The sequence below is a fragment of the Vibrio sp. 1249-1 genome, from assembly GCF_033340495.1.
Genome location: NZ_JAWOWJ010000789.1, coordinates 1 through 568, shown reverse-complemented (window position 1 = coordinate 568; position 568 = coordinate 1). Strand labels below are relative to the sequence as shown.

The 568-nt window shown below is 46.0% G+C and carries 1 protein-coding gene; it reads right to left on the bottom strand.

Annotated features, from left to right (window positions below):
• The coding region (locus R7Z50_RS28930) for a 5-oxoprolinase subunit PxpA (RefSeq protein ID WP_318149937.1) at positions 1–558 on the bottom strand (558 nt) is incomplete at its 3' end.
• Positions 559–568: the final 10 nt, after the last annotated feature.

Sequence of the window (568 nt, the reverse complement as noted above, 5' to 3'; positions counted from 1 at the left end):
CGTTCTTGGTGTCAACATCCCATCATCCTGATACAGACGATCAGCAAACGCCTCAAACAACAATGGCACATCATAATCGTCCGCGATTTCTAAATATTTTTCGTTTTCTTGCGATGCAAGGATCATCAACGGCACTTTAAACAGTGCGGCTGCTTTAACGACCGCTCGAAAAACCGAATCGCTTTTCATCATATCGTTGTAAAGGGCACCATGAGGCTTGATATAACCGATATCGGTATACTGCGCACGACACAATGCCTGCAACGCGCCGACTTGATAGATCACCATGTTAGTAATTTCATCGCTGCTCATACTGAGGCTGCGTCGACCAAAACCTTGTAAGTCGGGATAACCGGGGTGCGCACCAATATCAACATCGTGAAGATTCGCTAAGGTAATCGTGTCGTGCATCACGTTCGGATCGGAAGCGTGAAAGCCACAAGCAATGTTCGCCATATCGACATGAGGCATCACGCTATCGTCAGCGCCCATCGTCCAAGAACCAAAGCTCTCGCCCATATCGCAATTTAATGTCAGTTGCTGTTTATTCAATGTCATATATTTTTTT